This window comes from Mesobacillus jeotgali (genome assembly GCF_900166585.1).
Classification (GTDB): Bacteria; Bacillota; Bacilli; order Bacillales; family Cytobacillaceae; genus Mesobacillus; species Mesobacillus jeotgali_A.
Map to the genome: position 1 here is coordinate 1 of NZ_FVZC01000009.1, position 21,777 is coordinate 21,777.

The 21,777-nt window shown below is 42.9% G+C and carries 18 protein-coding genes, 15 tRNA genes and 2 rRNA genes; 29 read left to right on the forward strand and 6 right to left on the reverse strand.

The features are described from left to right. From B5X77_RS10010 to B5X77_RS10090, 17 genes are all read left to right on the forward strand, one after another. Positions 1-115, forward strand: a 23S ribosomal RNA gene (locus B5X77_RS10010); the annotation flags it as partial. A gap of 178 nt (positions 116-293) precedes the next feature. After that, positions 294-409, forward strand: a 5S ribosomal RNA gene (gene rrf / locus B5X77_RS10015). A 65-nt stretch (positions 410-474) separates the two neighbouring features. Further along, positions 475-549, forward strand: a tRNA-Asn gene (locus B5X77_RS10020). Between the two features lie 4 nt (positions 550-553). Continuing rightward, positions 554-645, forward strand: a tRNA-Ser gene (locus B5X77_RS10025). 17 nt (positions 646-662) lie between these two features. Then, positions 663-737 (forward strand) — tRNA-Glu (locus B5X77_RS10030). Positions 738-763: 26 nt separating this feature from the next. Continuing rightward, positions 764-839, forward strand: a tRNA-Val gene (locus tag B5X77_RS10035). 181 nt (positions 840-1,020) lie between these two features. Next, a tRNA-Met gene (locus B5X77_RS10040) sits at positions 1,021-1,094 on the forward strand. Positions 1,095-1,134: 40 nt separating this feature from the next. After that, a tRNA-Asp gene (locus B5X77_RS10045) sits at positions 1,135-1,210 on the forward strand. Between the two features lie 151 nt (positions 1,211-1,361). After that, a tRNA-Phe gene (locus B5X77_RS10050) sits at positions 1,362-1,437 on the forward strand. Positions 1,438-1,509: 72 nt separating this feature from the next. Then, positions 1,510-1,594 (forward strand) — tRNA-Tyr (locus B5X77_RS10055). Positions 1,595-1,602: 8 nt separating this feature from the next. Continuing rightward, positions 1,603-1,676 (forward strand) — tRNA-Trp (locus B5X77_RS10060). An 11-nt stretch (positions 1,677-1,687) separates the two neighbouring features. Beyond that, positions 1,688-1,763, forward strand: a tRNA-His gene (locus tag B5X77_RS10065). Between the two features lie 40 nt (positions 1,764-1,803). After that, positions 1,804-1,878 (forward strand) — tRNA-Gln (locus tag B5X77_RS10070). Positions 1,879-1,881: 3 nt separating this feature from the next. After that, positions 1,882-1,956 (forward strand) — tRNA-Gly (locus B5X77_RS10075). 9 nt (positions 1,957-1,965) lie between these two features. Continuing rightward, positions 1,966-2,040 (forward strand) — tRNA-Cys (locus B5X77_RS10080). 48 nt (positions 2,041-2,088) lie between these two features. Continuing rightward, positions 2,089-2,173: transfer RNA gene (locus tag B5X77_RS10085), tRNA-Leu, on the forward strand. Positions 2,174-2,225: 52 nt separating this feature from the next. Beyond that, positions 2,226-2,299, forward strand: a tRNA-Gly gene (locus B5X77_RS10090). A 129-nt stretch (positions 2,300-2,428) separates the two neighbouring features. Here B5X77_RS10090 and B5X77_RS10095 read toward each other — a convergent pair. Then, positions 2,429-3,097: a B3/B4 domain-containing protein gene (locus tag B5X77_RS10095; RefSeq protein ID WP_079507712.1), complete on the reverse strand. Its 669-nt coding sequence runs from the start codon at positions 3,095-3,097 to the stop codon at positions 2,429-2,431. Between the two features lie 107 nt (positions 3,098-3,204). On the opposite strand from B5X77_RS10095, the gene queG reads away from it, so the two are divergent. From queG to yhbH, 7 genes are all read left to right on the forward strand, one after another. Next, positions 3,205-4,362, forward strand: a complete 1,158-nt coding sequence (gene queG, locus B5X77_RS10100; RefSeq protein ID WP_079507714.1) for a tRNA epoxyqueuosine(34) reductase QueG — start codon at positions 3,205-3,207, stop codon at positions 4,360-4,362. Positions 4,363-4,449: 87 nt separating this feature from the next. Next, positions 4,450-5,340, forward strand: a complete 891-nt coding sequence (locus tag B5X77_RS10105) for an amidase domain-containing protein (protein ID WP_079507716.1) — start codon at positions 4,450-4,452, stop codon at positions 5,338-5,340. Between the two features lie 84 nt (positions 5,341-5,424). After that, positions 5,425-5,904, forward strand: a complete 480-nt coding sequence (gene trmL / locus B5X77_RS10110; RefSeq protein ID WP_079507718.1) for a tRNA (uridine(34)/cytosine(34)/5-carboxymethylaminomethyluridine(34)-2'-O)-methyltransferase TrmL — start codon at positions 5,425-5,427, stop codon at positions 5,902-5,904. A 59-nt stretch (positions 5,905-5,963) separates the two neighbouring features. Next, complete coding sequence (gene nfsA, locus B5X77_RS10115; RefSeq protein ID WP_079507720.1) at positions 5,964-6,713, forward strand: oxygen-insensitive NADPH nitroreductase; 750 nt, start codon at positions 5,964-5,966, stop codon at positions 6,711-6,713. A gap of 525 nt (positions 6,714-7,238) precedes the next feature. Next, positions 7,239-9,134 carry a PrkA family serine protein kinase gene (locus B5X77_RS10120; RefSeq protein WP_079507722.1) on the forward strand — a complete coding sequence of 632 codons (1,896 nt, stop codon included), beginning with the start codon at positions 7,239-7,241 and terminating at the stop codon, positions 9,132-9,134. 257 nt (positions 9,135-9,391) lie between these two features. Further along, the gene (locus B5X77_RS10125; RefSeq protein WP_079507724.1) at positions 9,392-9,574 is read left to right on the forward strand and encodes a hypothetical protein; all 183 of its coding nucleotides are present in this window, start codon (positions 9,392-9,394) and stop codon (positions 9,572-9,574) included. Between the two features lie 310 nt (positions 9,575-9,884). Further along, positions 9,885-11,054: a sporulation protein YhbH gene (gene yhbH, locus B5X77_RS10130; RefSeq protein WP_079507726.1), complete on the forward strand. Its 1,170-nt coding sequence runs from the start codon at positions 9,885-9,887 to the stop codon at positions 11,052-11,054. A 70-nt stretch (positions 11,055-11,124) separates the two neighbouring features. Here the strand turns inward: yhbH and B5X77_RS10135 are convergent, their stop codons facing one another. Then, on the reverse strand, positions 11,125-11,925 hold the full coding sequence (locus B5X77_RS10135; RefSeq protein WP_373887808.1) for a C39 family peptidase: 801 nt from the start codon (positions 11,923-11,925) through the stop codon (positions 11,125-11,127). Positions 11,926-12,235: 310 nt separating this feature from the next. On the opposite strand from B5X77_RS10135, the gene B5X77_RS10140 reads away from it, so the two are divergent. The 3 genes from B5X77_RS10140 (at position 12,236) to B5X77_RS10150 (ending at position 16,026) form a co-directional block, all read left to right on the forward strand. Then, positions 12,236-13,753, forward strand: a complete 1,518-nt coding sequence (locus B5X77_RS10140; protein WP_079507728.1) for a glycine betaine uptake BCCT transporter — start codon at positions 12,236-12,238, stop codon at positions 13,751-13,753. Positions 13,754-13,953: 200 nt separating this feature from the next. After that, the gene (locus B5X77_RS10145) at positions 13,954-14,895 is read left to right on the forward strand and encodes a sugar-binding transcriptional regulator (protein ID WP_079507730.1); all 942 of its coding nucleotides are present in this window, start codon (positions 13,954-13,956) and stop codon (positions 14,893-14,895) included. A gap of 375 nt (positions 14,896-15,270) precedes the next feature. Beyond that, complete coding sequence (locus B5X77_RS10150; protein ID WP_079510188.1) at positions 15,271-16,026, forward strand: NRDE family protein; 756 nt, start codon at positions 15,271-15,273, stop codon at positions 16,024-16,026. A 116-nt stretch (positions 16,027-16,142) separates the two neighbouring features. Here B5X77_RS10150 and B5X77_RS10155 read toward each other — a convergent pair whose 3' ends face one another. Both B5X77_RS10155 and B5X77_RS10160 read right to left on the reverse strand, forming a co-directional pair. Beyond that, entirely contained in the window at positions 16,143-17,102 is a 960-nt protein-coding gene (locus B5X77_RS10155) for an NAD(P)H-dependent flavin oxidoreductase (RefSeq protein ID WP_079507732.1), read from the reverse strand. 170 nt (positions 17,103-17,272) lie between these two features. Beyond that, complete coding sequence (locus B5X77_RS10160; RefSeq protein WP_079507734.1) at positions 17,273-18,103, reverse strand: aldo/keto reductase; 831 nt, start codon at positions 18,101-18,103, stop codon at positions 17,273-17,275. 364 nt (positions 18,104-18,467) lie between these two features. Here B5X77_RS10160 and B5X77_RS10165 point away from each other — a divergent pair, with 364 nt between their 5' ends. Continuing rightward, positions 18,468-18,695 carry a thioredoxin family protein gene (locus tag B5X77_RS10165; RefSeq protein WP_079507736.1) on the forward strand — a complete coding sequence of 76 codons (228 nt, stop codon included), beginning with the start codon at positions 18,468-18,470 and terminating at the stop codon, positions 18,693-18,695. A gap of 1 nt (position 18,696) precedes the next feature. On the opposite strand, the gene B5X77_RS10170 is transcribed toward B5X77_RS10165, so the two are convergent. Then, positions 18,697-19,371 (reverse strand): hypothetical protein, encoded by a 675-nt coding sequence (locus B5X77_RS10170; protein ID WP_079507738.1) that lies wholly within the window; start codon positions 19,369-19,371, stop codon positions 18,697-18,699. Positions 19,372-19,578: 207 nt separating this feature from the next. Here B5X77_RS10170 and B5X77_RS10175 point away from each other — a divergent pair, with 207 nt between their 5' ends. Then, positions 19,579-20,424 (forward strand): DegV family protein, encoded by an 846-nt coding sequence (locus B5X77_RS10175; protein ID WP_079507740.1) that lies wholly within the window; start codon positions 19,579-19,581, stop codon positions 20,422-20,424. A 54-nt stretch (positions 20,425-20,478) separates the two neighbouring features. Here the strand turns inward: B5X77_RS10175 and B5X77_RS10180 are convergent, their stop codons facing one another. Continuing rightward, positions 20,479-21,771 (reverse strand): NCS2 family permease, encoded by a 1,293-nt coding sequence (locus B5X77_RS10180; protein ID WP_079507742.1) that lies wholly within the window; start codon positions 21,769-21,771, stop codon positions 20,479-20,481. Positions 21,772-21,777: the final 6 nt, after the last annotated feature.

Genomic DNA, 21,777 nt, shown 5'->3' on the forward strand with positions numbered 1-21,777 from the left:
TTCCCATAGCGCAAGCTAGTAAGAACCCTGAAAGATGATCAGGTTGATAGGTCAGAGGTGGAAGCGCGGTGACGTGTGGAGCTGACTGATACTAATCGTTCGAGGACTTAACCAAAAACGAAAAGCAAAGGCTAGGAGCCGGAGCTGGACAATGATCATTCGTTCTTCTTGAATTCTTCTTACACATTATCTAGTTTTGAGGGAATAAAGATGTTTACAAAGTGAATTATCTTTAAAATTTCTCTTGCAAAATGCAATAAAGACAGTATAATAGATATTGTCTTGAAAAAATGTCTGGTGGCGATGGCGAGAAGGTCACACCCGTTCCCATACCGAACACGGAAGTTAAGCTTCTCAGCGCCGATGGTAGTTGGGGGTTTCCCCCTGTGAGAGTAGGACGCCGCCGGGCAGGATGCATTTTACATCCGTTTTTAAGATACGGATCGTGTATCCAGGTCGGAAAAATATCAATATTCCGCAGTAGCTCAGTGGTAGAGCACTCGGCTGTTAACCGAGCGGTCGTAGGTTCGAATCCTACCTGCGGAGCCAATTTGGAGAGCTGTCCGAGAGGTCGAAGGAGCACGATTGGAAATCGTGTAGACGGTCAACGCTGTCTCAAGGGTTCGAATCCCTTGCTCTCCGCCATAGAAACTTATTTGAATGGCCCCTTGGTCAAGCGGTTAAGACACCGCCCTTTCACGGCGGTAACACGGGTTCGAATCCCGTAGGGGTCACCATTTACTTTAATTAGTAACTTAATAATGGAGGATTAGCTCAGCTGGGAGAGCATCTGCCTTACAAGCAGAGGGTCGGCGGTTCGATCCCGTCATCCTCCACCAGATTTTTTTGCACTAGCGAAAATAATCTTCATTAAGATCGTCGCGGGGTGGAGCAACGAGCGTTACTTCACTGTATGAACTGCGAGTTGTACCGATCGAGCTGCTCCTTGAGCAAGCTTCCTGAGATCGGGACAGTCAATGCTCTCTAAGAGCATAAATCGAATAATATTTTTATTACCGTCGCGGGGTGGAGCAGTCCGGTAGCTCGTCGGGCTCATAACCCGAAGGTCGCAGGTTCAAATCCTGCCCCCGCAATCATGAAGTGCTTTTCAAGTTAATCACTTGAAAAGACTTTGGTCCCGTGGTGTAGCGGTTAACATGCCTGCCTGTCACGCAGGAGATCGCCGGTTCGATCCCGGTCGGGACCGCCATTTTAATTGTGGCTCAGTAGCTCAGTCGGTAGAGCAAGTTGCTCACTTCATCGAATTAGCTTCTGCGGCAACTTGCGAGAAAGACCGAAGGTCATTCGAGCAAAGGACATAAGCCATAAGCCTAACATACTTTAGGCAGCAATATTACATTGGCTCAGTAGCTCAGTCGGTAGAGCAAAGGACTGAAAATCCTTGTGTCGGCGGTTCGATTCCGTCCTGAGCCACCATTTAAAACATTTCCTGGTTCCTCAGGAAATTCAAACAAATGGGTTTTTCAACATCGGAAATGATGTTATAATGGAGGGGTAGCGAAGTGGCTAAACGCGGCGGACTGTAAATCCGCTCCCTCAGGGTTCGGCGGTTCGAATCCGTCCCCCTCCACCATTTAACATAGGGGTATAGTTTAAAGGTAGAACGAAGGTCTCCAAAACCTTTGGTGTGGGTTCGATTCCTACTACCCCTGCCAATTTTATTATGGCGATTGTGGCGAAGTGGTTAACGCATCGGATTGTGGTTCCGACATTCGTGGGTTCGATTCCCATCAGTCGCCCCATTTCAAATCACATATTCAATCATCATTGAATATAATATATTGGGCTATAGCCAAGCGGTAAGGCAACGGACTTTGACTCCGTCATGCGTTGGTTCGAATCCAGCTAGCCCAGCCATTTGCGGAAGTAGTTCAGTGGTAGAATACAACCTTGCCAAGGTTGGGGTCGCGGGTTCGAATCCCGTCTTCCGCTCCAATATAATATGGCGGCATAGCCAAGTGGTAAGGCAAAGGTCTGCAAAACCTTTATTCACCGGTTCAAATCCGGTTGCCGCCTCCATTATCATTATTTATTTAGTGGTTATAGCAGTACTTGAAATCTTAATATGCCGGTGTGGCGGAATTGGCAGACGCGCACGACTCAAAATCGTGTTCCTTCTGGAGTGTCGGTTCGACCCCGACCACCGGTACCATCTTAATTTTAAACAGGGTTTCCTGTTTTCTTTATTTCATAAGGATATGTATGCGGGTGTAGTTTACTGGTAAAACCTCAGCCTTCCAAGCTGATGTAGTGGGTTCGATTCCCATCACCCGCTCCATACATACGCGACTAACGCAGTATTTCGTTTCTTAAAAACGACGTACTGCGTTTTTTTTATCTTTTTTATTTTTTACCGAAGCCATCTGTTAAAGGAAGCAGTCTTCTTATTAACAAGAAAGGGGATGCATCAGCATCCCACAATTCTGTATGTGCCCGTTCCTCCATGAATCTGGGTGAACATGTTCATCAATGATTCGGTCATCTTCTGCATGCTTTCTGGTGAGGATGAGGGTCTCATGTAGACGATCTGCAGCGCGTTTTTTGAGCCTTCTTTTACAGAGGTGCGATCAGAATCGACAAATGGGCTTCCGAATGGACCTAATTCGTCTGCAGATATGATCAAGTTTGCAAGGTTGTTGGTTCTCCCATTCAATCCCGTGTATTCTTCGTTTTGTCCGCCTATTTTAAGGGTGATGTTTCCTTGAAGCTTGTCACTGTCATATACGCCAATTGGAATTTGATATTCTAGTGAGAAGAAATTGTTCAAGTCAATCGCACTATGTATGGATTGAAGATAGTTTTGCCTGGCAATTCTTCGATAGAGAGCTTCTGCTGAATGCCTGTAGCGATTCGGATCTTTGCCTGTTGTTTTAAAAATAGCACGCCATTCTTTAATCCCTTCGAGATCAGTAACGTTTTTTTCTAAAAGGTCGAAATAGATGGATTCCTGAAAAAGCTGAAGCCTTCCTTTTAGCATTTGTGGGGATTCGCCTACCTGAATATCTTTATATTCGATTACCCCGACTGAGAATCCGGGTATTAAATCGCATATCGTCCTGGAAACTTGAATTTCCATTGATTACACCTCCAAATCTGCTTTAAAATAGTTTATCATAAAAGTAATTTGCCTTTAAATTTATGAGTTCTAATATAGATCATCTTATTGGAAAGGAGGAAGTCAAATTGGATACGGAGATTCTGAAGAAAGATATTATTGCTTATAGTAAAAGCATAGGTATTGATAAAATCGGTTTTGCAGCGCCAACTGCGTTTGAAGAAATGAAAGTTAGATTATACAGGCAGCAGGAACTTCAATATCAATCAGGTTTTGAAGAGAAAGATATTGAAAAGAGGACAGAACCTGCACTTATTTTTAATCGTCCCAAATCGATTATATCGATTGCTCTCGCATATCCTTCCAAAATGAAAACCCTGGTGGTCAGCAAGAAGGGAGAGCGAAGGGGAATATTTTGCCGGGCTTCATGGGGGACGGATTATCATGCGGTGTTAAGAGACCGGCTAAAAAAGCTGGAAGAATATATAGCTTCGAAAGTTCCGGGAGCCCGCTTCAAATCGATGGTTGATACTGGAGAGCTTGTTGACAGGGCCGTGGCTGAAAGGGCAGGAATAGGCTGGAGCGGCAAAAACTGTTCGATCATCACCCCTGAGTTCGGTTCATATGTTTACTTGGGAGAAATGATAACGAATATTCCGTTTGAGCCTGATACACCTATGGAGGACCAGTGCGGCAGCTGTAATAAATGTGTCGATGTTTGTCCGACAGGGGCGCTTGTACAGGGCGGTCAGCTTGATGCGCAAAAATGTATAGCCTTCCTGACTCAGACTAAGGGGTTTTTAGCCGATGAGTACCGGGAAAAGCTTGGAAACCGTATTTATGGATGTGATACCTGCCAGACTGTATGTCCTGAAAATAAGGGGAAGGATTTTCACTTCCATACAGAAATGGAGCCGGATCCCGAGATTGCAAAACCGCTTTTGAGGCCCCTGCTGACGATCAGCAACAGAGAGTTCAAGGAAAGATTCGGCCATGTTTCCGGGTCATGGAGAGGAAAGAAGCCAATCCAGCGTAATGCAATCATTGCTCTCGCCCATTATAAGGATGATACAGCGATAGAGGAATTAATATTGGTAATGAGAGATGACCCAAGACCTGTCTTGAGGGGAACTGCAGCCTGGGCTCTCGGAAAAATTGGAGGGAGCGACGCACAGGATGCATTGTTGCGTGCAGCTGATAGAGAACAAGATGAAGAAGTATTGGAGGAAATCAGGAAAGGTCTTGAATTTTTCAATGCAGATTCAGAGACAAATATAAGAATTTAAAAAGAATGGATTTTCGTAATCCATTCTTTTTTATGCCTGAAATTCCGTACACCTACATAAACATGATAGGTGAAGGGAGAGATGACGATGCGTGATCAACTGCAGGAATTGCTGGAACAGCGTGTCCTTCAATGTGTATCCATGCCCCGCAATCAGTTGCATGAGTGTCCAGGCATTGAACTGAAGAAGCAAAGTTTTGCAAATAGGTCTGCTGAAATCGTAAAAGCAAAGGCAGACGGGAGAATCAAGAATAAATTTGAAGATGCTGAAAACGCTTCAGTTTTATACGATGTTAACTTTCAATATTTGATTAAGCAAAAGGGTTTATTTTACATGGAGGAGGAAGTGGAAAAGCGACGCGCTGAATTTTACAAAGGTGTTCTGGTTAAGGATGAGAAATTGAGTGAGATTGAGCCCGCTGAAACAATTGAGGAATCAATGCCTGTCTTTTCGCATGAGGATGTGGCACAGGATAGGAAAGGCTTCAGGTACGACAGGTTAAAGGCAGTCCAGTATGCTGAGCGCTGGTGGAATGACTATAATCCCTCATTTAAGAAGTTTGAAGTGGATTGTACGAACTATATATCACAATGTCTTCATGCCGGTGGCGCTCCTATGCGCGGGTACCCCAACCGAAGTAATGGATGGTGGATGCAAAGTAACAATTGGAGCTTCAGCTGGTCAGTAGCAAATGCAATGAGGTGGCATATTCCTGGTTCCAAGCTTGGATTAAGGGGAAGAGAGGTGACTATCCCGGAAAAGCTGAAGCTTGGTGACGTGATCTGTTATGATTTCGAGGGTGACGGCCGATTTGACCATACGACAATTGTAACCGGGCATGATGCCGACGGAATGCCGCTGGTCAATGCACACACGTATAATTGCCGCATGCGCTACTGGGCTTATAAGGACTCCACTGCCTACACACCTAATATAAAGTATAAGTTCTTTACAATCACGGATGATGGTGATGACTAATAGGAAGTGTTTCCTGGTCCATTTCTTTTGCTGTGAAGGAACGTAATGGTATAATAGCTGTAGTTTTGATTAGAGGTGAAAGTCATGGCATTGCATGTTGTATTATACCAGCCGCTCATTCCAGCAAATACTGGAAATATCGCGCGCACATGCGCCGGCACTGATACCGAGCTTCACTTGATCAGGCCGTTGGGATTCTCCACGGATGACAAAATGCTGAAGCGTGCCGGGTTGGATTATTGGGAACACGTAAAGATCCATTACTATGATTCGCTCGATGATTTTTATCAGAAGAACGAGGGTGGAGAATTTTTCTACGTGACCAAATTTGGCAAGAGGGCGCATTCTGATTTTGATTATAGTGCAACCGATCAAGATTTCTTCTTTATCTTTGGCCGAGAGACAACCGGACTTCCTGAAGAAGTCATTGAAAAAAATATGGACAGATGCCTTAGGCTGCCAATGAATGAAAATATTCGTTCTCTTAACCTGTCCAACACAGCCGCAATTTTAATTTATGAGGCACTGAGACAGCAGGACTATCGAGATTTGCGCAAATATTAGGAGGTCAGGCCTGACCTCCTTTTTGGCATGTTCATATCATTAAAGGAGCTGAGAGAAGAATGAATCAGATGATTGAAACCTTATTAAACCACCGCTCTGTCAGGAGCTTTAAAAGTAAGGCGCTGGACCAGGAGCAAATCGAGGCAATTGTGAAAAGTGCACAGGCAGCATCTACTTCAAGCTTCATACAGGCTTATTCGATTATTGGGGTAACAGACCAGGAAAAGAAGGACAAGCTCGCTGAAATTGCTGGCAATCAATCATATGTTGCCGCTAATGGCCATTTCTTTGTGTTCTGTGCGGACCTCCATCGCCACAAGGTGATAGCAGAAATGGAAAAGGCTGACCTGGATGACTCGATTGAAAGCACAGAAAAATTCATGGTTGCATTAATTGATGCTGCACTGGCTGCGCAGAACGCTGCAGTTGCTGCTGAATCAATGGGGCTGGGTATTTGTTATATTGGCGGGATCCGCAATGACCTTGAAGCAGTGAAGGAAGTATTGAAGACGCCTGAACATGTCATTCCCCTTTTTGGTATGGCAGTAGGTTACCCTGAGCAGGAGACGGATTTGAAGCCTCGCCTTGCAATGGAGCATATTTATATGGAGAATGAGTATCTGCAAGACCGGAGTGTTTTTGAAAAGCAGCTGCATACCTATAATGAAACAACTTCGGAATATTACCGTGCAAGAACCGGCGGGAAGCGTGAAGACACCTGGACCGGCCAAATGGCCAGGATGCTCGGGCGTAAATCGAGGATGTATATGAAAGAGTTTGTGGAAAAACAGAATTTAAATAAAAAATAATCATAAAAAAAGGCTGTTTCGTAATGATTGTTGTTAAAATCCTAAAGCCGATTTTAACGTGATAAAAGCTATTTTGCAGGTCGGTACTAAGTTGGCAAGCTCTTTTCTCTTATTAAACGTTAATTAGTGAAGAAACTTAAGTAAATCCATCCTATTTTGTAGTCAATAGCAACAAAGTTTGAGAAAAGAGCCTAAAAAAATAAAAAGCTGCCAATCGGCAGCTTTTTATTTTTTTGTGATCCCCGGCTTATCATCGTAACCTGCAGTGAAGATTGCAGATAAGAACGCAACAGTTACACCCAGAATTAAAATCAATTTCATGTATGTAAGCCTCCCTTTATTCGATTTTGTCCATATAGAAATTATTATAGCCTATTATCTTCGAACTGTGAAGGATAGCCTTTTATTTTTGCTCCGTGAGTAAAAAAGGACAATCAGGACAGCCCAATGATTACGCATGTTCAAATTGTTTGCTGCATAGAATTTATTAATCGTCTCTTGATAACGCTACATGGGGAGGTCCATATGGATATTTTAAAAAAGATTGAAATGTATCGCCAGGGTGAAGAGAAGCTTAAATGGGAAGGGACGTTCAGGGAGTATCTTGAGATTGTGAAGGAACAGCCATGGGTGGCGCAATCGGCACATTCGCGTGTATATAATATGATCAAAGATGCAGGAATCGAAAGTGATAAAGGCAAAAAACGCTATTCTTTCTTTAATTCTCAATTATTCGGCCTCGAGGAAGCGCTGGAGAGGCTTGTCGAGGAGTATTTCCATCCAGCAGCAAAAAGGCTGGATGTCAGAAAAAGGATCTTATTGCTGATGGGTCCTGTCAGCGGAGGTAAATCTACACTTGTCACAATGCTAAAAAGAGGTCTGGAAGCATATTCGCATACAGACAGAGGGGCTATTTATGCAATAAAGGGCTGTCCGATGCATGAAGATCCCCTCCATATGATACCGCACCATCTCCGCAAGGATTTTTATGATGAATATGGTATCCGGATTGAAGGGAATTTGTCTCCGCTAAATATGATGAGGCTTGAGCAGGAATATGGGGGCAGGATTGAAGATGTCGTGGTGGAAAGGATCTTCTTCTCTGAAGATAAAAGAACGGGAATCGGTACGTTCAGCCCATCCGACCCGAAATCCCAGGATATTGCGGACTTGACTGGAAGCATCGACTTTTCTACTATCGCTGAATATGGATCTGAATCCGATCCGCGTGCATACCGATTTGACGGCGAGCTGAATAAAGCGAACCGAGGTATGATGGAGTTTCAGGAAATGCTGAAGTGTGATGAAAAATTCCTCTGGCATTTGCTGAGCTTGACGCAGGAAGGCAATTTTAAAGCTGGAAGATTCGCTTTGATCAGCGCGGACGAATTGATTGTCGCGCATACGAATGAAACGGAGTATCGTTCATTCATCTCCAATAAAAAGAATGAAGCGCTGCATTCAAGGATCATCGTAATGCCAATTCCGTATAATTTGAAGGTGTCAGAAGAAGAGAAAATCTATGAAAAGATGATCAGGGAGAGCGACGTCAATGATGTGCATATTGCGCCTCACACGTTGCGGGTGGCTGCGATGTTCACAATCCTCACACGCCTCAAGGATCCCAAAAAGGGCGATATCGATCTTATCAAGAAGATGAGGCTCTATGATGGTGAAAGTGTAGAGGGCTATAACAGAGCAGATGTTGAGGAGTTGAAGAAGGAGCACCAGGATGAAGGTATGAGCGGAATCGATCCCCGCTATGTTATTAACCGGATATCTTCTACAATTATCAGGAAAGAAATTACTACGATCAATGCCCTGGATGTTCTGCGGTCTTTGAAAGAAGGGCTCGACCAGCATCCATCCATCACTTCGGATACGAGGGAACGTTATTTGAATTATATTTCTCTTGCACGTAAAGAGTATGATGATATTGCTAAGAAGGAAGTTCAGAAGGCATTTGTTTACTCTTATGAAGAATCAGCAAAAACTCTTATGGATAACTATCTTGATAATGTCGAGGCATATTGCAATAAGGCGAAGATGCGTGATCAGCTGACTGGAGAAGAGATCAATCCGGATGAAAAGCTGATGCGTTCTATCGAAGAGCAGATTGGTATTTCTGAAAATGCCAAGAAGGCGTTCCGTGAAGAAATACTGATCAGGATTTCAGCGTATGCCCGAAAAGGCAAAAGGTTTGATTACAATTCACATGACCGTCTTCGTGAAGCAATCCAGAAGAAGTTATTTGCTGACTTAAAGGATGTCGTCAAGATTACGACGTCTACAAAGACACCTGATGAGACGCAATTGAAAAAAATCAACAATGTCGTCGCCAGGCTGATCGATGAGCATGGATACAACTCCACTTCCGCGAACGAACTGCTGCGGTATGTGGGAAGTCTGTTAAATAGATAGTTTTAAGGACCTGCAATCTGCAGGTCCTGTTTTACTTTCTGGGAATTTGCATAACTAATCGGTTTTACTAATCCAGCTTCAGGGCCTGGCCCCTCGAGTCAATTCGGTCCACCCAATGAAGTCAAGAACGACTTCATTGGGTGGACTCTCAAGCGCTTTTCGAGGCTTACACGGGGCACTTGTGCTTTTTGTTGCCAAGTGTAAAAGTGTTTATTCAGACTCCATGGAGGGAATAGTACAGGCAAGAGGTGATAAGAATGGCTAAAGAAGAATTACCAAAGAACTATGTCCCAAAAAATAGCTCTATGGCTCACAATGAAGAGGAAATCGAAAACCTGGGAAAACAAATGGAACACCGCCGCAGTGGAGAGGTTCTAAAACAAAAATATGATAAAGTGCCAGATCCAATTCAATATGATAAAGCGAATGAAAAGAAATAATCTTTGCGAAAATGCAAAGGTTATTTTTTTGTTCCATTCTGTTGAAAAAGTGCATTCAGATAACCAATCGAAAGAAAGAGTCAATAGAAACAACTGAAACAGCAGCACTGTCGATATTCCCGTGAGAAAATGGGCTTATCCAGTATGAACTGAAAAGGTTAATTGTCAAAATTATTTGTAAATTATTTTGTCTTTTTGCATAAGATAGAGTAATTACAATTACCTTTTGGGTTAAAGGCCATCGGGATATTGTATGAAGGTAAACAGTATTGTGTTACTAAAAATGAAAATTTCAAAGGAGGGGTTGAAAATGACCGATGAAAGCAGTCACCAGTTTGTGATTTCCCAGGAAGATTGGTCCCTCCACCGCAAAGGACATGATGATCAGCAGCGCCATCAGGAAAAGGTACAGGAGGCCATTAAGAGCAATCTTCCTGACTTGATCACCGAAGAGAATATTATCATGTCCAACGGCAGGGATGTCGTAAAGATTCCGATTAGGTCACTGGATGAGTACAAAATCCGTTATAACTATGATAAAAACAAACATGTCGGCCAGGGCAGCGGGGATACAAAGGTTGGTGATGTTGTCGCCCGCGACGGTTCAGGCCAGCAGCAGGGGCCAGGTAAGGGGCAAGGAGCAGGAGACCAGGCTGGAGAAGACTATTATGAAGCAGAAGTATCGATGATGGAAATTGAGGAAGCGTTGTTTAAAGAGCTGGAACTTCCTAACCTGAAAAAGAAGGAAGATCAGGAACATCTCGTCGAAAATATTGAATTCAATGACATCCGGAAGACCGGTTTAATGGGCAACATTGACAAAAAGCGGACGATGATGTCTGCTTACAAGAGGAATGCGATGACAGGCAAGCCATCCTTCCACCCTATTTATAAGGAAGATTTAAAGTTTAAGACCTGGAATGAGGTCGTAAAGCCCGACTCAAAAGCAGTGGTGCTTGCCATGATGGATACGAGCGGCAGTATGGGGCTCTGGGAAAAATATATGGCAAGAAGCTTTTTCTTCTGGATGACCCGCTTCCTGCGCTCCAAATATGAAACTGTCGAGATTGAGTTCATCGCTCACCATACCGAAGCAAAAGTGGTGTCTGAGGAAGACTTTTTCTCAAAAGGAGAAAGCGGTGGCACAATTTGTTCATCCGCCTATAGAAAAGCTTTAGAACTCATTGATTTAAAGTATAATCCAAGCAAGTTTAATATTTACCCATTCCATTTTTCCGATGGGGATAACCTGACCTCCGATAATGCCCGCTGTGTAAAGTTAGTTGAAGAGCTGATGAAGGTCTCCAATATGTTCGGATATGGAGAAGTCAATCAGTACAACCGCCACTCGACCCTAATGTCCGCGTATAAAAACATTAAAGATGACCATTTCAGATATTATATCCTCAAGCAAAAAGCCGATGTATTCCATGCCATGAAGAGTTTTTTCAAAAATGAAGAAAATAAAATGTACGCTTAAATAAAATCGGCAGGGTAGAGACCCTGCCGATTTTTCCTTTATATGTAAACACTAAAAAACTCTTAAACTATCATTTTTCAATGCCAATTGCCTGGCTGCCCATTTGAATCCAGGCCTGTTCGAACGCTTTGCGATGAACTGGCTTATATCCTTCGGCAGCAAGAGGGTCGTTAACGTAAATGTAGTTTTTATCATAGCCTACAATTACGACACTATGCTCTCTGTAGGTGATTTTGACATTCCCGGTATTGGTTTTCCAGGTGGTGAATTCAGATTCGGGCAGAGGAGCAAAAGTCGAATTGATGATGACCCACACCGGCGATCCACTGTTAATCAGCTTTAATATAGCATCAAATGATTGTCCTGTAATATCCATGATTTTGCCGGGAAGGTAAGTTTCTGCCAGACTGGCCACTGGCCCGTGATAGACTCCGTAGCCAGATTTGCTGAATGTGTAGATATCACCAACAAATCCATCATACGGATTGCCTCGCACATAATTCTCGTCGCGGAAAGGAATTTTATGTATTTCACTGGCTAAAGTCATCTTATCCACCGCGGTGCCTTGATAGTGCAGCAGCATAGAAAGGCTGGTGACTTCACAGCCCCGTTGTAATTCTGGTAGCTGGCTGATGTGAGGGACACCATTAATTATTGTTCTATCTTCTTTTTTCGTAAATTCTATAAGATAGTCTGTGTGATCGGCATTTTTTTTCACGAAATGAGCTTCTGTACGGGTGATTTTTGGCACTTCTTCTGCTCTTGCCTCCGCAGTTGGATCTTCAATCGATCGTATTTTCTCCGCACCCAGGAAGGTGGCGAGGAAAATTGCTCCCACAGATAATGTCCTGACCCAAATTTTTTTATTCAAGAATATCGTCTCCCCACAACATCTCTCTTTCAATCTTAAACAAGTTTCGACAGCGCTTCAACAGAATAATAGGATAATTTTTCTATCGGTTGAAAAATATGTTATTTGATTCACGAAATAATTACGTTTTTATTCATATATTGTCGACATACAAAATTCGAATAAATATGGAGCTGTATAAATAACTCAATGATTAACATTTTTATGTCTGTATCTGGCAATACTAACTCTGCTATGAGTACAATCTTTTAAAAAAACCTTTTTTTATGTTAGGGTATTAAAGTGTCAAATTAGTGAAGGGAGTTTTTTGATGAAAAAGGATTCATCTGTGTTTTTTATCTCAATCGCAATCTTACTTCTGATGGTCCTGTTCGGTGTGTTTGTTCCAGAAAAACTTGAATCTGTTACAGCCAATATTCAGGCATTTATCACTGATTCATTAGGTTGGTATTATTTAATCCTAGTATCTTTAATTGTTGTAATATGTCTTTATTTCTTGATCAGTCCATTGGGAAGGATCAAATTAGGCAAGCAGGATGACCGTCCGGAATTCTCGACACCGACCTGGTTTGCCATGCTTTTCAGTGCAGGCATGGGGATTGGGCTGGTTTTCTGGGGAACTGCTGAGCCAATCAGCCACTATATGGTTTCGACACCCACTGGAGTAGAGCCGGGATCAGAACAGGCAATCCGAGATTCCATGAGATTCACATTTTTCCATTGGGGCATCCATGCATGGGCCATCTATGGAATAGTGGCATTGGTACTGGCTTATTTCAATTTCCGCCATGGGAAGCCCGGATTGATCAGTGCTACGCTCAGCCCTATATTGGGTGACCGCACAGAAGGGGCAGCCGGAAAAGCGGTAGATGTAATCTCAGTTGTCGCGACGGTAATAGGTGTGGCAACGACTTTAGGATTTGGAGCTGTACAAATTAACGGGGGACTTTCTTACCTGTTTGGATTACCTACTGGTTTCTTGACTCAATTAGTAATAGTCTTGGTCGTGACAGTTTTGTTTACCATTTCAGCATTGTCGGGACTAGGCAAGGGAATTAAGATCCTAAGTAATGCGAATATGATTCTGGCAGCACTGCTGCTTGCAGCCATGTTGATATTTGGACCAACGCAATTTATACTAAACCTGTTCACAAACACCATCGGTACTTATCTTCAGAACCTCCCTGCAATGAGCTTCCGTATTGCACCGTTGAATGAAGAAGTCCGTTCATGGATCAATGGCTGGACCATTTTTTATTGGGCATGGTGGATTGCATGGGCGCCATTTGTAGGAATCTTTATAGCTCGAGTTTCTAAAGGCAGGACGATCAGGGAGTTTGTATTCGGTGTTCTTCTTGTACCTTCCCTGATCGGTTTCCTATGGTTTTCCGCTTTTGGCGGGTCAGCAATCATGCTGGAGCATGAAGGAATTGCTAATCTTTCTCAGCTTGCGACTGAAGAGTCATTGTTTGGGGTCTTTGCCAATTATCCGATGAGTTCATTATTGTCCATCCTGGCACTCATTCTTATCGGTACTTTCTTTATCACTTCTGCAGATTCAGGGACATTCGTTTTAGGAATGATGACGACGAATGGTTCTTTAACACCAGGTAACAAAATCAAACTTACTTGGGGAATCATGCTTGCGGCAATTTCCCTTGTACTGCTGTACTCTGGCGGTTTACAGGCGCTGCAAAACACCATGATTGTCGCTGCATTGCCATTCTCCGTCATAATGGCATTGATGGCCTTCAGTTTAATTAAGGCATTAAGACAGGAGGCAAAAGAGCTGGGTATTGGCAAAATACCTAAGCGAAAGCCTGAATAGTAATAGATAAAGGTATCCTTCCATTGGGGAGGATACTTTTTTTATGAGCCCGCTGAGTTAAGTGTTCAATTAAGAATAATCAAATGTAAAGATGTGGTGAATTATGAACAATTTGTTCTTTTTAATATGTAAATGTTTTCATTCGGTTTTTTTGCTAAAATAAAGGTATTGAATTTAAGTCATTTCCTAAGGTGATCAGAATGGAAAAAGAAAAATTATTGAAGATAATCGAGGCGGCAAAGTTATATTATCTGTTAGATTATAACCAGAATGATATTGCAAAAGAGCTGGGGGTGTCGAGACCAACAGTTTCCAGGTTCCTGCAAATTGCAAAGCAGGAGGGAATAGTGGATATCAAAATCATGGATCCGACCGAGGATGTTGAAAACCTGTCACTACAGCTTGAACAAAAGTTTGGGCTTAAAAAAGCAATTGTTACCCATATTCCACAGTACGAAGACAGTGTCATTAAAAAATATATAGGGGAGAAGGCTGCCGCTTTTTTGAATGAAGTCGTCGATCATGACGATATCATCGGTGTCACATGGGGAACCACGCTGTACCATGTGGCTCTGGAACTGAAGCAAAAGCCATGCAAGAACGTCAAGGTCGTTCAGTTGAAGGGCGGAGTCAGCCATTCTGAAACGAATACGTATGCAAATGAAATTCTGTACTTATTTGGCAAGGCCTTCAACAGTGCGCCTCACCATCTTCCGCTGCCTGCAATCGTTGACCATATTGTTGTAAAGCAAGCGATGGAGGCGGACAGGCATATCAAGAAAATCCTTGAAATGGGGAAGCAGTCATCCATCGCTGTTTATACAATCGGGCCAATAAAATCAGAGTCATTATTGTTCCAGCTCGGCTATTTTACAGAAGAAGACCTGCAAGTGATCTATTCAAAAGCGGTAGGGGATATTTGTTCGCGCTTCTTCGATAAAGATGGAAATGTATGCAACGAAAACCTGAATGCGAGAACACTGGGGATTGAACTGGAAGAATTAAAGAAGAAAAAGTATTCAATCCTAGTGGCAGGCGGAGCCCATAAAATTGATGGTATTTATGGCGCATTAAAAGGGAAGTTTACAAATGTGCTCGTAACAGACCAATTCACAGCAAAATTTCTTTTGGACAAGTTTTAATAGTTAGAATTCAGGAAAATCATAAAGATCTCAGATTCTAAGCCTTACAGGTAATTTTCTCGGATTAAAAAAAGACATAGGTTTAATTTTAACAAAAGTTCAAAAACGTATAAAAAAGTTCTTTGATTCTGATATATTTGCTATTGAAGGTTTAAATAAAACAATTGTAAACGTTTTTTTAGATGAATTTTTTTCATTTTAAAGATATACGCAAAAATGGTTGTGTGACTTATCGTTGCAGGGATGCTTGCATCATTATTGGGTGCCGACTTGCAGGATGTTTTTATAAAAAAGTTTGAAAAGAGAGGGCCTTTGTCCTTCTCTTTTTTGCTTTTCGTTATAATAGAAGAAAATGCCCCGAAAGACGTGATGATAATGTGTTTGATTTTATTTGCCTACAAAGGGCACCCAAGGTATAAGCTGGTCATCGCTGCTAACAGGGATGAAGCATATGCTCGTGAAACTGCCCCAGCTCACTTTTGGGAAGACGCACCGGAGCTGCTTGCGGGGCGTGATCTTGTAAAGATGGGGACCTGGATGGGGGTGACTGCTAATGGCCGGTTTGCCGCCCTGACAAATTATCGTGATCCAAGTGAACAAACCGCTGGAAAAAGAACACGCGGGGAGCTTGTAGCGGATTATCTTAAGGGAACGGTAAAACCTGAAATGTATCTTCAGAAAATGGCTCAGCTGCGGCATGAATATCCCGGGTATAATCTTTTAACCGGTGACCTTCAAGAACTTTATTATTATTCAAACACTGCAGATAAATTGTTAAGAGTTGAGCCAGGCATCCACGGAGTCAGCAACCATTTACTTGATACTGATTGGCCAAAAGTTGAAAAAGGCAAAGAAGGGTTGAAAAAAATCCTGACTGAAGACTCTACTGACCTGCCAGACAGCTTATTTAGCCTATTGGAAAATGCCGATCCTGCACCTGACCATTTACTTCCTTCGACGGGAGTTTCACTTGAGTGGGAACGCCTGCTGTCACCTATGTTCATTAAAAGTGAAGGATACGGGACGATAAGCTCGACTGTCATTTTAATGAATGACAGAGAAATCTATTTTAATGAACGGGTTTTTAAGGAAGATCAGCGATCAAACCAGGAGTTTTTAATAACGCTCTAAATTAAAACAGACAACCACTAAATATGGTTGTCTGTTTTTGTTTGAAGTCCGTCCTTTTATGTTTCTATTACCACCAAAAAACCGGTAAGGTGAAAAAATAATCTATATGCCCTTATTTAGACAAAGGCAGATGCTTTGTATTCCATCCTTAAATTTTCAATAATTTGCCGGACTGGAAGGATATCTTTAATTTCACCTACCCTGGCACCAGCAAATACTAGGCCATTTTCTACATCCCCTGCTACCGAGGTAAGCAGAGAGTCCAGTGTGCAAAATTGATAGGAGCAATTTTTTAGGCAATCACGGCATTTTTTGATCCTTAATTTATCTGAAGTAGTAATCAGCCTGGTAAAATGATTTGCTATCGCCCGCCCGTGCAATCCTACAGTTGTTTTTACGAGCTGTGTGTCCTCTTCAGTAGCTGAAACATACTTTTCCTTAAAGCTTTGCGGAGCATCACATTCCTCACTGGCAACAAATCTTGTGCCCATTTGGACACCGGAAGCTCCGATTGATAAAGCCCTGGCAATATCATCGCCGGTCATAATTCCGCCCGCAGCAATTACAGGGATAGACACAGACTCTGCGATCTCAGGGAGTATTTCAAATAAAGGCTTGTCTGTCCCCAGATGGCCGCCCGCCTCAAATCCCTCCACAACGACTGCAGAGGCACCCAGACGTTCCGAGATTTTCGCCAACTTCACGGAGGAAACAATCGATATGACAGGGATTCCAGCTTGCTTACCCCAAGAATACATATCTCTTGATATCCCTGCTCCAGAGATGATGAAATCCACTTTTTCTTCTAACGCAGCTTTCATTTTTTCAGCAAAGTCATTCATGGCAAACAAGACATTTACACCGATGTACCCTTTACCCTTTGTAAGTTCCCTGGCCTTCCTGATATGTAACCGCAATTCCTCGGTTGAAATCCCTGTTCCGGAAATGATCCCGATTCCGCCTGCGTTTGCCACTGCAGAGGCTAATCCGCTCAGTGAAATGCCCACCCCCATTCCGCCTTGCATAATCGGAACCCTTGTCACCATATGGCCAATTTTTAGTTCTGGAAAATCCATGCTAATTACCCCTTTCTATCGTTATTCCTCTGCAGTTTAACACGTGCCGTTTTAAAAAGAAGTGACTTTTAGCACCAGATATTAAGTTTAGGTATAAGAATGAAGTATTAATTTTTAATCATTAAAAAAGACACAGAAATTATTTCTGCGTCTCATTACATTAATTTTCATTAAAAATTGAAATTATCGGGATTCGGCCCTACACGCTCGTCTTTATTCAAGCTGTTCAAACGGTCCATATCTTCAGAAGAAAGCTCAAAGTCAAAGATAGCTGCATTTTCGATAATACGGTGTTCCTTAATGGACTTAGGAATCGTGACAACGCCATTTTGCAAGTCCCAGCGAAGAATGGTTTGAGCCGGTGATTTGCTATATTTTTCGGCAATTTCAACAATCGTCGGTTCCGTTAAAAGCTCACCCTGTTTCAGTGGAGACCAGGCTTCCATTTGGATGCCTTCAGCTTTACAGAATTCGAGCAGCTCAGTCTGTGCCAGATGTGGATGATATTCAACCTGGTTGACCATTGGCTTAATTTCAGCATCAGCCAGCAAGTCCTTAAGATGATGAACATGGAAATTGCTCACTCCAATAGCACGAACCCGTCCATCCTTATATAGCTTTTCAAGTGCCTTCCATGTTTCCTTGTACTTGCCCGCCACAGGCCAGTGGATCAGGTAAAGATCTAGATAGTCAAGGCCAAGCTTCTCCATGCTTGTTTCAAAAGCCTGAAGTGTCGATTCAAAGCCCTGATCGGAATTCCATACCTTTGTTGTGATAAATAACTCCTCACGAGGAACGCCAGCTTCTTTGATCGCCTGTCCTACGCCTTCCTCGTTCTTGTAAACTGCTGCAGTATCGATGCTTTTATAGCCATTCCTAAGGGCAGCTTTTACAGACTCAACAACCTCGGACCCTTCCTGTACCTTGAACACTCCAAGGCCAAACCAAGGCATCTTGACTCCATTATGTAGTGTAGTTGTATCCTGGAGATTATTTGGCATATCATGCGCCTCCTTTTCAACTTAATGCCTCCCCATTTTCTCACATTTTTGGAATTTCTAAAAAGAAATTGCATCAGAAAGAGATGATTATAGAAGAATGGTAAGGCAATAAACCCCTAATCTGACAGGTTGGAAGGGTACTTCGGAAAGCTGGCAAGAATGCGCAGTAATTTTGATAGGTTAGGATGAGTACCAAGGGAAGCTGTCAATAAGAAGCCGTCCATGCAAAATTCGGTTCAAAGCAGACAGGTTATCCGAAGTTAATTTAATCTAAATCGTCCCACAAAAAGTCTTTTATTTATCGATAACGGGTATATCACTTTATATATCATAACTGACTTGGAATAGGGAGGAGAGAGCTGATATGATTATCAAGGTACTAGGAAGTGGTTGTGAAAAATCCAAAGATCTTGAGGAAAATATTAATTTAGCCATACAGGAAGCAGGTGTGGCGGCAGTTGTTGAAAAGATAGAAGATGATAAGGAAATTGAAAAGTACAAAGTGAATAGCACCCCTGCCATGGTAATTGATGAAAAAGTGGTTTCAGCAGGGGAACAATTATCAGCGGATGAGATTAAAAGACTATTCTAGATCAATCAGGCCTTAGCCGGGGCCTGTTTTTTTCTAGATAGTCATTAGTGGCCCATAGTGATAGCAGCAGAATCAGCTCAAAGCCATTTGTGGCCGCATCGCTTTCCAATGGAAGGGGGACCGCACTGCCAATGCCCATTAAGATGACACCGATGGCCATCCACTTCCATTTCCGTTTTATCCATAAGATGAAGCCAGCAATTAGCAAAGTGACTGTTACACCGATGATCATGATTGGCGGCCCATGTGAGGCTGCCGAATCATAGCTTAACACTCCATTAGAGCGATCTGGCACCAGCTTTATTCCCAGAGTATTTTGCACAAGCTCGGAAATGATCATGGCAATGGTGAGGAAAGCAGCGAAAAGCAAACCTCCGCGTCCCTTAATCCAACTGATGTCTGTTGTTTTGCTAGCAGCTGCCCAGGAAAATAAAATCAACAGGGGTGTAAACAAGGCATGGAACCAAAAACGCAGGAGGTTCATAGTCTTTAAAAAAGTCCCTTCCCCGATCAGGCTCCCCAATGCAAGAACCAAGTTGTCGTATATCAATCCAAACGTAACTAGCAAAAGAACATTCATCAATAATATAAAGCCATTTTTGATGGAGGATTTTAAACCCCAAAGGAATAAAAATAAGTAGATGAGGGAATATAATGCGTAGATATATGGGTCCATAACTCAGTTTCCTCCAAAGTCAAGTTTATACCATTGTTCCCCTTGAGCCAGGATGGAAAACATGTGTCAAGGTTATTAACTTTAGTAAAGTTTTAAACAAATAAATCGTATTCTTAAAAATTACTAATAGTTTTATAAGGCTACTTCATATATCATGAGAAATATAAGCATATTCATCGATATTTTTGACGAAGAACAGGAGAAATCATGACGACATTAAATGACATTGCATGGGTAACTGACAGTACATCTTCCCTTTCAGAAGAATTCATAAAAGAAAACCATATATACGTTGTGCCGTTAAGCATTATTTTTGGCGAAGAATCCTATTTAGAGGGCGTGGATATTACTGCGGAGGACTTTTATCCAAAGCTATCTGCATCAAAGGTGCTGCCGAAAACATCCCAGCCAGCGATCGGTGAGTTTGTAGAACTTTATCAAAAGCTCAAGGAGCAATATAAGCATGCGATTGCAATTCACGCTTCCAGTGCTCTGACAGGAACCTACCAATCCTCTGTAGCCGCTTCCAGTATGGTGGAATTCAAGGTCGATGTCATCGATTCGAAAATCGGTTCTTTCCCGCTGGGCCGCATGGTTGAAAAAGGAATTGAACTCCAGAAGGAAGGCAAGTCCTACGATGAAATTGTATCCTATCTAAGAACGCTGCCTGACAAGGCAAATCTTTATATGGCACCTGGAAGTCTGGAGCAGCTGCATAAAGGCGGCCGTCTTTCCACTACTCAGGTAATCATCGGCAGCTTGATTAAACTGAAGCTGATCGTAAGGTTCGATGATGGGAAGGTTGTCCTCTTTGATAAAATCAGGACGGAGAAAAAGGTAAAGGAGCGCTTGTTCCAAATATTTGAGGAGGCTTCTGGCAACGTCAAGGCAGCAAGTGTCATCCATGGGAATGTACAGGCATTGGCCAATGAATGGCAGGCAGAGCTGCAGCAGCGCTTCCCAGATATCTCGTTTACAACGACTAAATTCAGTCCAGTAGCCGGCACGCATACAGGGCAGGGCACTATAGGACTAGCCTGGGTTAATGAATAGGACATAAAAAAGAAATCAGCCAGAGCAGGCTGATTTCTTTCCTTTTTAAGTGTGCTATATATACATAAAATAGCCAACGAATAAAAATCCCAGGACATACATAATCGGGTGGACATCTCTGATCCTGCCCATGCCAAGCATCATCAAAGGATAAAGGATGAAGCCGAGCGCGATTCCTGTAGCGACACTGAATGTGAGTGGCATCATGATGATTGTTACGAATGCAGGAATGATAACCGCAAGATTGTTCCAGTTGATTTTACTTATTTCAGTTGCCATTAACGCGCCTACAATAATTAGAGCGGGTGCGGTCACTTCAGGAGTGATTACCGATAAAATTGGTGAAAAAAACAAGGCTGCGCCAAAGCAGGCTGCGATGATCACCGAGGTGAAACCAGTTCGGCCGCCGACCGCGATCCCTGCTGAAGATTCGACGAATGATGCAGTTGTTGAAGTGCCAAGTACGGCACCGACAACAGAAGAGCCTGCATCAGCAAGCAGGGCGCGACCTGCATTTGGAATCTTATTTTCCTTCATCAAACCAGCCTGGCTTGCTACAGCAATCAGTGCTCCAGCTGTATCGAAGAACCCGACGAAAAGGAAAGTGAAAATGACAGCAAGCACATCCGGGGAAAAGATATCGCCCAAATGGTTGAAAACAACACCGAAAGTAGGTGAGATGTCAGGAATTGTGCCAATGATGGCGTCTGGCTTTTCAATTAAGCCAGTAATGATCCCAACGATTGTGGCGATCACCATTCCGTAAAAAATACCGCCGCTGATTCCCCGGGCCATCATGATCACGCTGATGATAAAACCGAACAACGCAAGAAGGACAGGACCCGCAGTCAGATTGCCGATCGAGACAAAGGTAGCTTCACTGCCAACGATGATTCCCGCATTTTTCAAGCCGATGAAGGCAACGAAAAAACCGATGCCAGCAGCGATTGCATGCTTTAAATCTTGCGGTATGACATTGATGATTTTTTCACGGATTTTTAAAAGGCTCAGGATGACGAATAAGACACCTGCAATGAACACGCCGGTAAGGGCGACCTCCCATTTAACTCCCATGCCGATGCTGACACTGAAAGTGAAAAAGGAATTCAAGCCCATGCTTGGAGCAATTCCGATTGGGAAATTAGCAAGCAGGCCGATCAGCAGCGAACCAATAATCGCCGATAGAGCCGTAGCGGTAAAAACTGCTCCCTTATCCATGCCTGCCTGGCTGAGGATCAGGGGGTTAACCACAAGAATATATGCCATCGATAAGAATGTCGTGATCCCGGCGAGGGACTCTTGTTTATAATTTGTATTTCGTTCTGCAAACTGGAAAAAGTTTTTCATATGTTC

Bases quoted from the DNA above. Each gene is read 5' to 3' on its own strand.
- B5X77_RS10095 (WP_079507712.1), bottom strand. From the start codon at position 3,097: ATGGAAATTCAAGTTTCCAGGACGATATGCGATTTAATACCCGGATTC.
- B5X77_RS10105 (WP_079507716.1), top strand. From the start codon at position 4,450: ATGCGTGATCAACTGCAGGAATTGCTGGAACAGCGTGTCCTTCAATGT.
- trmL (WP_079507718.1), top strand. From the start codon at position 5,425: ATGGCATTGCATGTTGTATTATACCAGCCGCTCATTCCAGCAAATACT.
- nfsA (WP_079507720.1), top strand. From the start codon at position 5,964: ATGAATCAGATGATTGAAACCTTATTAAACCACCGCTCTGTCAGGAGC.
- B5X77_RS10120 (WP_079507722.1), top strand. From the start codon at position 7,239: ATGGATATTTTAAAAAAGATTGAAATGTATCGCCAGGGTGAAGAGAAG.
- B5X77_RS10125 (WP_079507724.1), top strand. From the start codon at position 9,392: ATGGCTAAAGAAGAATTACCAAAGAACTATGTCCCAAAAAATAGCTCT.
- yhbH (WP_079507726.1), top strand. From the start codon at position 9,885: ATGACCGATGAAAGCAGTCACCAGTTTGTGATTTCCCAGGAAGATTGG.
- B5X77_RS10140 (WP_079507728.1), top strand. From the start codon at position 12,236: ATGAAAAAGGATTCATCTGTGTTTTTTATCTCAATCGCAATCTTACTT.
- B5X77_RS10145 (WP_079507730.1), top strand. From the start codon at position 13,954: ATGGAAAAAGAAAAATTATTGAAGATAATCGAGGCGGCAAAGTTATAT.
- B5X77_RS10150 (WP_079510188.1), top strand. From the start codon at position 15,271: ATGTGTTTGATTTTATTTGCCTACAAAGGGCACCCAAGGTATAAGCTG.
- B5X77_RS10155 (WP_079507732.1), bottom strand. From the start codon at position 17,102: ATGGATTTTCCAGAACTAAAAATTGGCCATATGGTGACAAGGGTTCCG.
- B5X77_RS10160 (WP_079507734.1), bottom strand. From the start codon at position 18,103: ATGCCAAATAATCTCCAGGATACAACTACACTACATAATGGAGTCAAG.
- B5X77_RS10165 (WP_079507736.1), top strand. From the start codon at position 18,468: ATGATTATCAAGGTACTAGGAAGTGGTTGTGAAAAATCCAAAGATCTT.
- B5X77_RS10170 (WP_079507738.1), bottom strand. From the start codon at position 19,371: ATGGACCCATATATCTACGCATTATATTCCCTCATCTACTTATTTTTA.
- B5X77_RS10175 (WP_079507740.1), top strand. From the start codon at position 19,579: ATGACGACATTAAATGACATTGCATGGGTAACTGACAGTACATCTTCC.
- B5X77_RS10180 (WP_079507742.1), bottom strand. From the start codon at position 21,771: ATGAAAAACTTTTTCCAGTTTGCAGAACGAAATACAAATTATAAACAA.